Here is a 680-nt window from a genome sequence, read left to right as displayed (position 1 = left end):
CGTCACCGCGCCGTTCCTGCTCCTGATCCCGCTCGGCGTGCTGCTGGGGCTGTGGCGCTGGAGCCTGCGCGCCGGGCCGATCGAGGCGCCGGCCTTCGAGGACGGGTTCGCCCGGCCGCCCGCATGGTTGCCGTTCGGCGATCCGGTCACGCAGATCAACGCGACGGGATTTGCCGCGCCGCTGCGGGGGGCCGCATCGTGGTTCGTCCGGCGGGTCCGGATCTCGCGCCGGGGCTGGCGGCGGCCATGAGCCCGGCGCTGCTCGCAAGCCGGACCATCGCGACCGGGATGAACATGGCGCTGCTGGCGGGGTTCGCGGTGCTGCTCGAATGCGCCCGCGCCCGGCTGGCGGGGCAGCTGGCCGGGGCGCCAGGTGTCACCTTCGCGCAGCCCTTGCGCGATCTCCGCCGCCTTGCGCGAAAGCGCCGCATCCGCCCTGCCTTTGCCTCGCCGCTGCACGGCATCTGGCCGCTGGCCGCCTTGGCGGCGACGGTCATGCTGATCGTCGTCATCCCCGGTTTCGCGGCCGGGCAACTGACCGCCGGGCGCGCCGGCCCGGCGCTGTTCATCGGCCTGCTCGCGCTCGGGCGGGCGATGCGGGTGATGGCGGGGATCGACGCCGGGGCGGCCATGCCCGGCCTCGCCGCCGCCCGGCTGGCCGCATCCGGTCTCGGCGCCGA

The 680-nt window shown here is 75.9% G+C and carries 2 pseudogenes; both read left to right on the top strand.

Annotated features, from left to right (window positions below):
- A pseudogene (locus APM_RS13120) lies at positions 1-250 on the top strand (hypothetical protein); the annotation flags it as partial.
- Positions 247-680: pseudogene (locus APM_RS13115) on the top strand (hypothetical protein); the annotation flags it as partial. The pseudogenes APM_RS13120 and APM_RS13115, both read left to right, overlap by 4 nt.

This window comes from Acidiphilium sp. PM (assembly GCF_000219295.1).
In the GTDB taxonomy this organism is placed as follows: domain Bacteria; phylum Pseudomonadota; class Alphaproteobacteria; order Acetobacterales; family Acetobacteraceae; genus Acidiphilium; species Acidiphilium multivorum.
The sequence above is the reverse complement of the archived record's forward strand: the minus strand, read 5'-3'. Positions and strand labels throughout refer to the sequence as shown.